The 6,684-nt window shown below is 62.0% G+C and carries 5 protein-coding genes; all 5 read left to right on the top strand.

Annotated elements, in window-relative coordinates; translation table 11 throughout:
• A partial coding sequence (locus tag H5U38_10040) for a hypothetical protein (GenBank protein ID MBC7187361.1) occupies window positions 1-2,573 on the top strand: 2,573 nt, incomplete at its 5' end.
• 140 nt (window positions 2,574-2,713) lie between these two features.
• Window positions 2,714-4,357 (top strand): T9SS type A sorting domain-containing protein, encoded by a 1,644-nt coding sequence (locus H5U38_10035; protein MBC7187360.1) that lies wholly within the window; start codon window positions 2,714-2,716, stop codon window positions 4,355-4,357.
• A gap of 19 nt (window positions 4,358-4,376) precedes the next feature.
• The gene (locus tag H5U38_10030) at window positions 4,377-4,985 is read left to right on the top strand and encodes a glycerol-3-phosphate acyltransferase (GenBank protein MBC7187359.1); all 609 of its coding nucleotides are present in this window, start codon (window positions 4,377-4,379) and stop codon (window positions 4,983-4,985) included.
• Window positions 4,982-6,130 carry a glycosyltransferase gene (locus H5U38_10025; protein ID MBC7187358.1) on the top strand — a complete coding sequence of 383 codons (1,149 nt, stop codon included), beginning with the start codon at window positions 4,982-4,984 and terminating at the stop codon, window positions 6,128-6,130. Before H5U38_10030 ends, H5U38_10025 begins: the two co-directional genes overlap by 4 nt.
• A gap of 120 nt (window positions 6,131-6,250) precedes the next feature.
• Window positions 6,251-6,684: hypothetical protein (locus tag H5U38_10020; GenBank protein ID MBC7187357.1), on the top strand; the 434-nt coding region annotated here is incomplete at its 3' end.

Here is a 6,684-nt window from a genome sequence, read left to right as displayed (position 1 = left end):
ATAATGCCGCGCTTGATGAAGACGAGTTCACCGTCCTCTACGATGGCATGCACCATGCCCGCGAGCCGCTGGGCATGGAGTGCTGTTTGCTTCTTGTCCGGCATCTGTTGGAAAACTATGGCAAGGATCCTCTCGTTACCACGGCGGTCAATGAGCTGGAAATCTGGGTTGCCCCCATTCTGAATCCTGAGGGCTACAAGTACATCGTGGATAACGACCTGGGCAGCCCGTGGTGGCGAAAGAATCTGCGGGACAACAACGGCAACGGCCGCTTTGATGTCAGCTTCGACGGCGTCGACCTAAACCGCAACTACGACTACCGGTGGACGGAGGGTGGTTCTGGGGACATGACGAGCTGGACGTATCGAGGTCCGGCTCCTTTCTCGGAGGCGGAGACGCAAGCCAAGCGCGATCTGGTGTTGCGGGAGCGCTTTCTCTGCTCCATCTCCTACCATAGCTACGCTGAAGAAATCTACTATGCGCGTGGTGTATACGGCTCCACCATACCGGAGACGCCCTTGTTGGACGCCTTTGCGGCGGCAGTTGCCAATCGCATCCCTCGTCTGGGGGGCGGGTTCTACCAGCCGGGAGGGAGCACAAATGCCACCAACCAGAGCTACCCGTGGGCATTTGCCGTGGCAGGGGTCTACGAGCTTCTCATCGAAACGGGGACGGAGTTTATTCCCCCCGGGCCGGTGGCGCGCCGGGTGGCTGCCGACAACTTGGCCGGGGCAATGTACCTGCTGGAGAAAACGGTAGCTGGTCCCGGCGTGTACGGACACGTACGGGATGCAGAGACGGGCGCGCCTGTGGCCGCAGAGGTCAGCATCCTTGAGTACGACCGCCCAGGGATGACACCGCGCAGGGCCGAGGCGGGCTATGGCCGCTTCCACCGTTTTGCTGCACCCGGTGGCTACACGGTGCGTGCCTGGGCGCCAGGGTTTCTGCCTGTCAGCGAGCAGGTGACGGTGGCCAGCGCCGGGTGGAGCTTGGTCGACATAGCGCTGCCGCCTGCCGCATTGCCCAGCATCAGCGCAATAATAGTGGACGACGATAGCTCAGGGGCGAGCGCAGGCAACGGCAACGGGAGGGTGGAAGCGGGAGAGACCATTGAATTGCGCATCCCGCTGCGCAATACGGGCAGGAACCCGGCCGAGAACCTCACCGCGACCCTGGTGGCCCAACACGCCAACGGCACGGTGCTCAAGGGGACAGTCTCATACGGAGACCTCCCTGTGGATACGACCGTTTGGCCGCGGGAGAGCTTTGTGCTGCGGGTGTTCTACCGCACCCCACATGGTTTTCAGCTCCCCTTGCAGCTTCAGATCAGAGACGCGGGCGGACTGAGCCTCGACCTCGACTTCTTCCTGGACATCGAGGCTCCCTTGCTTCAGTACGCGCGCGTAGTGGTAGGGGACAGTCTGGCCAACGACAATGGCGCACTGGAACCAGGGGAGGAGGTTGCTCTCAAAGTAGTGGTAGCAAACCACGGCGGCATGACCGCCACCAAGGTACGCGGCACCCTTACATGTGCGAGTGAGTGGGTGAGATTGCCCGTTGCCATGGACACGGTAGAGGCCATTGAGCCCGGCCAAGCGGGGGTCTTTCTGTTTAGGGCTGAGCTGCCAGCTGCCGCGCCAGCGGCGCATGTGGCCCACTTCCGTCTGACGTTGGTTAGCGCAGAAAAGTACACCGCCATAGAGTCCTTCCGCTACGCCTGTGTAGCAGGTTTTTTCGACGACTTGGAGGTGGCCGACAGCCGCTGGTGGCATGAGGTGCGGGGCAACCCATCCAATCTCCAGGACGACTGGCAGTGGGGAACTCCCCAAGGAAAGGCAAGCGGGCAAGATCCCCGCTCAGCCTATTCGGGTCAGTATTGTTGGGGCAACGACTTGGGAGGCGAAGGTTGGGACGGATCCTACCAAGCCAATGTCAACTGCTACCTGAACTCCCCAACCATCGACTGCAGCCGCTACCAGAAGGTGGGGCTACGTTTCATGCGATGGCTCAATGTGCGCGCCGGCGACGTTGCTACCGTCTTGGTGAATGACCAGGTGGTCTGGACAAGTCCTCCAGAAGGGCTCTTTGACCGCTGCTGGACGGTCCAGCTTGTGGACATTTCGGCCATTGCTGACGGCAATCCCCAGGTGGTGGTCTCTTTTGGACTCACATCCAACGGCGACAACCTCGTGGCGGGCGGTTGGAACATCGATGATGTCTTGGTCAAAGATGGGTTGGCAACCTCGGTTGCAGTAAGTGGCGGTCAGGAAGTTCCTGACTCATACTGCCTCTATCCGTGTTTCCCCAATCCCTTCAATGGCCAAACCGAAATCGCCTATTCGTTGCCGCGGCCTGCAGTGGTGAAAATGACGGTGAGGAACCTGCTCGGGCAGGAGGTGTGTACCCTCCTGCACGGCAGGCAGCCTTCAGGCCGCGGAGCCGTGCGTTGGGATGGCAAGGATGGACGTGGAAGGGAACTGGCCAGCGGGGTATACCTGATCCTGTTGGAGGTTCACGACCAGCAAGGCCAGGAACTTGCGCGTTTCATCCGGAAGGTGACGATGGTGCGGTGATCAGCCGATTCCCGGCGTAGCTCAGCCAGGTGGCGAAGGCGCGGTGCAGCTAGGGTGGAGCTTGTCAAGCCTGAGCACCTGAGGGCGAAGATTCTGGCACCTGCAGTTCCATGGCATAGCAGAGGAGGCCTTGTGCCACAATGGACCTACGACGTCTTGCTGCTTGCGACGCGGCAACAGACGCACGATACCTGTCAATGGTCAGGACAAGCCCGTGGTCAGGTGTGGTGGTGAGGATGAGGATGCGCCCCACCATCGTGGTGGGCATAGTTCTGGCAGGGGTCATGGCGATGGCCCCAGCTGGAGGGCCATGGGAGGAGTTGCCCAAACAGCAACTGGAGGAGTGCACCATCGGCGTGGCCTCTGGCCGGGCTACCGCTGATGGGCGTCCCTTGGTGTGGAAAACCCGAGACGCCGACCAGGTCAATAATGAGGTCGTGTGGGTGGTCGGCTCTACCTACCGTTTTTTAGCGGTGGTAAGCGCCGGATCCACCACTCCGTGGATGGGCGTGAACGAAAAGGGCTTTGCCATTCTCAACTCCCTGTCAAGCGACTTGCCAGCTGCTGCCGCCGGTCCTGGCAATGGCACCTTGATGAAGGAGGCGCTTGGCACCTGTGCGTCGGTGGCAGAGTTCCAGACCCTTCTCGACCGCACCAACCTTACCGGGCGCACCACCCAGGCAAACTTTGCCGTCATTGACAGCACCGGGGCTGCGGCCATTTTTGAGACCGCCGGCACGCAGTACTGGAAGTACGACGCCAATGACTCTTCAGTCGCCCCTCAGGGTTATGTGTTGCGCACCAACTTTGCCCTCCACGGTGGTGGAAGCAGCGGTATTGAACGCTACCGGCGAACCACTAAGCTGATTGCCGACTTTTGGACCGGGGACACGCTTGGCTATCGCAGCATCCTTCGGACGCAAATGCGCGACTTTTCTGACGCTAACAGCAATCCCGTGCCAGTGCCCTTCCCGGCACGGTGGCAAAGCAACAGACCCTTTGGCTACATCTACTGCTACCTCAGCATCTGCCGCTCCACTTCGGTGGCGGCGGCCGTCATCCAGGGCGTGCGAGCAGGTGAGCCGGCGCGTTTGAGTACCATGTGGGCCATCCTGGGACAGCCGGCGGGCGCCATTGCCGTCCCCTATTGGCCAGTGGGTAACACGCCTCCTGCCGCCGATGGCGAACCGACCGCCCCGTTGTGTGATGCCGCACTGGCCATCAAGAGTTTGTTGTTCGACTATGCGGAAAACAACAACTACATCGACTCCTACAAGCTGCGCGATGGCAAAGGGGGCGGATTCTGGCCCAAGCTCTTCGCGGAGGAAGATGCCATTTTCGCCACCGCCGATAGTCTGATGGTGTTGTGGCGGGCCACGGCGGTGCCGCCGCAGGTAATGCTCCAGGCCGAGGCAGAATTGGCGACGCGTGCGCTCTCGGTTCTTCACCAGGCCTACGAGGCCCACCTAACCAGCGTGTCCGTCGCGAGCGGCGGCCCGGGCGGGATTCCCTGTGCGCTGAGCCAGCCCTACCCGAACCCCTGCAACACGTCGACCTCCTTGGCGCTCTTCCTGCCTGAACCAACGGAAGCGCGGGTGGCGGTGTATGACGTGATGGGTGAGCAGGTGGCGGTGCTCTGCGATGGTCAGTTGCCCTCAGGCGAGCAGCGGCTAACCTGGGACGGACGCGACGATGCGGGCAGGCTGCTGCCCAGTGGCGTCTATTTTGTGCAGGCACGCACCGCACACTGGCAGCAGACGCGTCGTTGCGTCCTGGTGCGTTGAAGGGGCCGAGGTGAACACCATGCACGGCCAACCGACTGCAGTGGCGACCGCCCTCTGGACAACAGCTGGCTTCCTCAGCGGTTCGCTCATGTTTTCCTACTGGCTGGGATTGCTGGTGGGCAAGGACGTGCGCAGCGTGGGCGACGGCAACCCTGGAGCAGCGAACGCAATCAAGGCGGCAGGCCCGGCCATCGGACTCGCTGGAGGCTTTCTGGACTTTCTCAAAGGGGCAGTTCCCGTGGCATTGGCCACCTGGCCGCTGTCGGCGCCGGAGGCCTCGCGTTGGGGATGGCTTCTGCCGCTCATCGCCATGGCGCCAGTGCTGGGTCACATCTTTTCGCCGTGGCTGGCAGGTCGCGGCGGCAAGGGGATTGCCGTTACTTTCGGTGTCTGGACCGGGCTCACCGCTTGGCAGGTTCCCTGCGTTCTGGGTGGCACCTGCGCGGCGGCCAAGTTCCTCCTCCGCCTACCGGACGCTTGGGTGGTGGTTTCAGCAATGGCTGCGACAACGCTGTTCGTTGGTCTGCGCTTCGGTGCCGGTCCTCTGTTGGCAGCCGCCATGGCGAACCTTGCTCTCCTCATGTTCACCCATCGGCGGGAATTGCGCGCACGCAGGAGCACGGCGTGAGCCTCATTATTGACTCCTGGCGTATTCTGCTCTTCGTGGCTGTGCAGCTTGTCATCGCCGCAGTCAATCTCCGGGCACTGCCTCGTCTGACTCGCTTTCGCCCCCATTCGCCACAGCCGCGGGTTTCGGTTCTGGTGCCGGCGCGCAACGAGCAGGGGAGCATTGCTGCATGCGTGTCGTCGCTGGCAGCCCAATCCTACGCGGATTTTGAGCTGCTTGTCCTGGACGATGACTCCGCAGACCAAACCGCTGCAGCGGTGCGCGCGATAGGCGGAACTCACGTCCGCCTGGTGCACGGCGATCCTTTGCCGGAGGGGTGGAACGGCAAGCCCTGGGCCTGTCATCAACTTGCGGCGGCCGCCACCGGCGAGCTGCTCTTCTTCACCGACGCGGATACGCGGCATCACCCGGAGACCTTGGCCCGGGCAGTGGCTGCCTTGCAAAGGACAGAGGCAGATCTGCTCACGGCCATCACCGGGCTGGAAATCCACAGCTTTGGAGAGCTGGTCACGGTGCCGTTTCCGGCGTGGAGCATCCTCACCCTGCTCCCGGTTCCCATAGCCTATTGGCTGCGCAAGAACCGCGCGCTGGTGGCGGCTAATGGCAAGTTCCTGCTCATTCGGCGTGAGGCATACGAGCAGGTCGGCGGCCACGCTGCCGTGCGCGACCACGCCACCGAGGACATGGAGCTGGCCAGGCGAATCAAGAAAGCTGGCCGACGTTGGCGCCTGGTCAACGCCACCGAGCTCGTCACTGCTCGCATGTACCGGGGCTGGTCCGAGGCGAGAAAGGGGTTTGCGAAGAACTATTTCGCTCTGTTCAACTACCGCTTGCTGGTGGCAGTGTTCGTCTGGTCATGGCTGATGCTCATCACGTGGCACCCGTTGGGCACCGCCTTCTCCGGTGTGTTGAGGGGAGGTCTCAGCGGTTCCGCCATTGCCGCGCTTGTGACGATCGGCCTCAACTGCCTTCTGTGGCTGATGGTCGCAACCGCCACCAGAATGCCCAAGCGGCTGTGCTGCCTTTACCCGGCTGTCATTACCGCTTCGGCGTTTATCGGCGTGGAATCCATGGTGCGTACCCTGACCGGCAAGGCGACCTGGAAAGACCGGGCACTGGTGAGAAAAAAGGCGCGGCTGCTGTGACCAGACGGTACGACTGGCGGAGCAATAGGCGAGTGTCGATCTTGTGCTCACTCATCGCAGTTAACATGAGAAATTGAGGGCCACATGGTTGGCGTGGAAAGACGGAGTGGTAGAGCTGGTTTGCTGAGAAGGCGCAAAGGGATGCTGCTCCTTGTCGCTCTGCTTGGGCTGGGCGTACCAGGGGCACGTGCATCCTATCCGGATCAGCAGTTTATCCTGGAAGGAGCGGACTCGCTCCTGGCCGGGGCTACCAGCATCGTGAATATCGTGCGCACCCCGGACGGGCGAGGAGTCCAGTTAGCCGAAGGCGCAACGAGTGGAAGCCTCGTCACTCAGGTCCAGAGTGCCCCCTTCCCGTTCGACGTCGGCCTGCCCTCGTGGAATGGCTCGGCACCCGGCGACAGCGGTGGTTTCCGAGTGCTTATTCGTGTGCCCTATGGGACTGGGTGGTCGCCCTGGTTGGAAGTGGGTTACTGGAAAGCCAACCTTTGGCCCGGTAGCAAGCCTACGACCTTCGGTGGGGGACGGATTGACATCGACACGGTGGAGCTCAC

The sequence above is a fragment of the Calditrichota bacterium genome, assembly GCA_014359355.1.
Lineage (GTDB): Bacteria > Zhuqueibacterota > Zhuqueibacteria > JANLFK01 > Oleimicrobiaceae > Oleimicrobium.
This window is presented reverse-complemented; position numbering and strand designations above follow the sequence as displayed.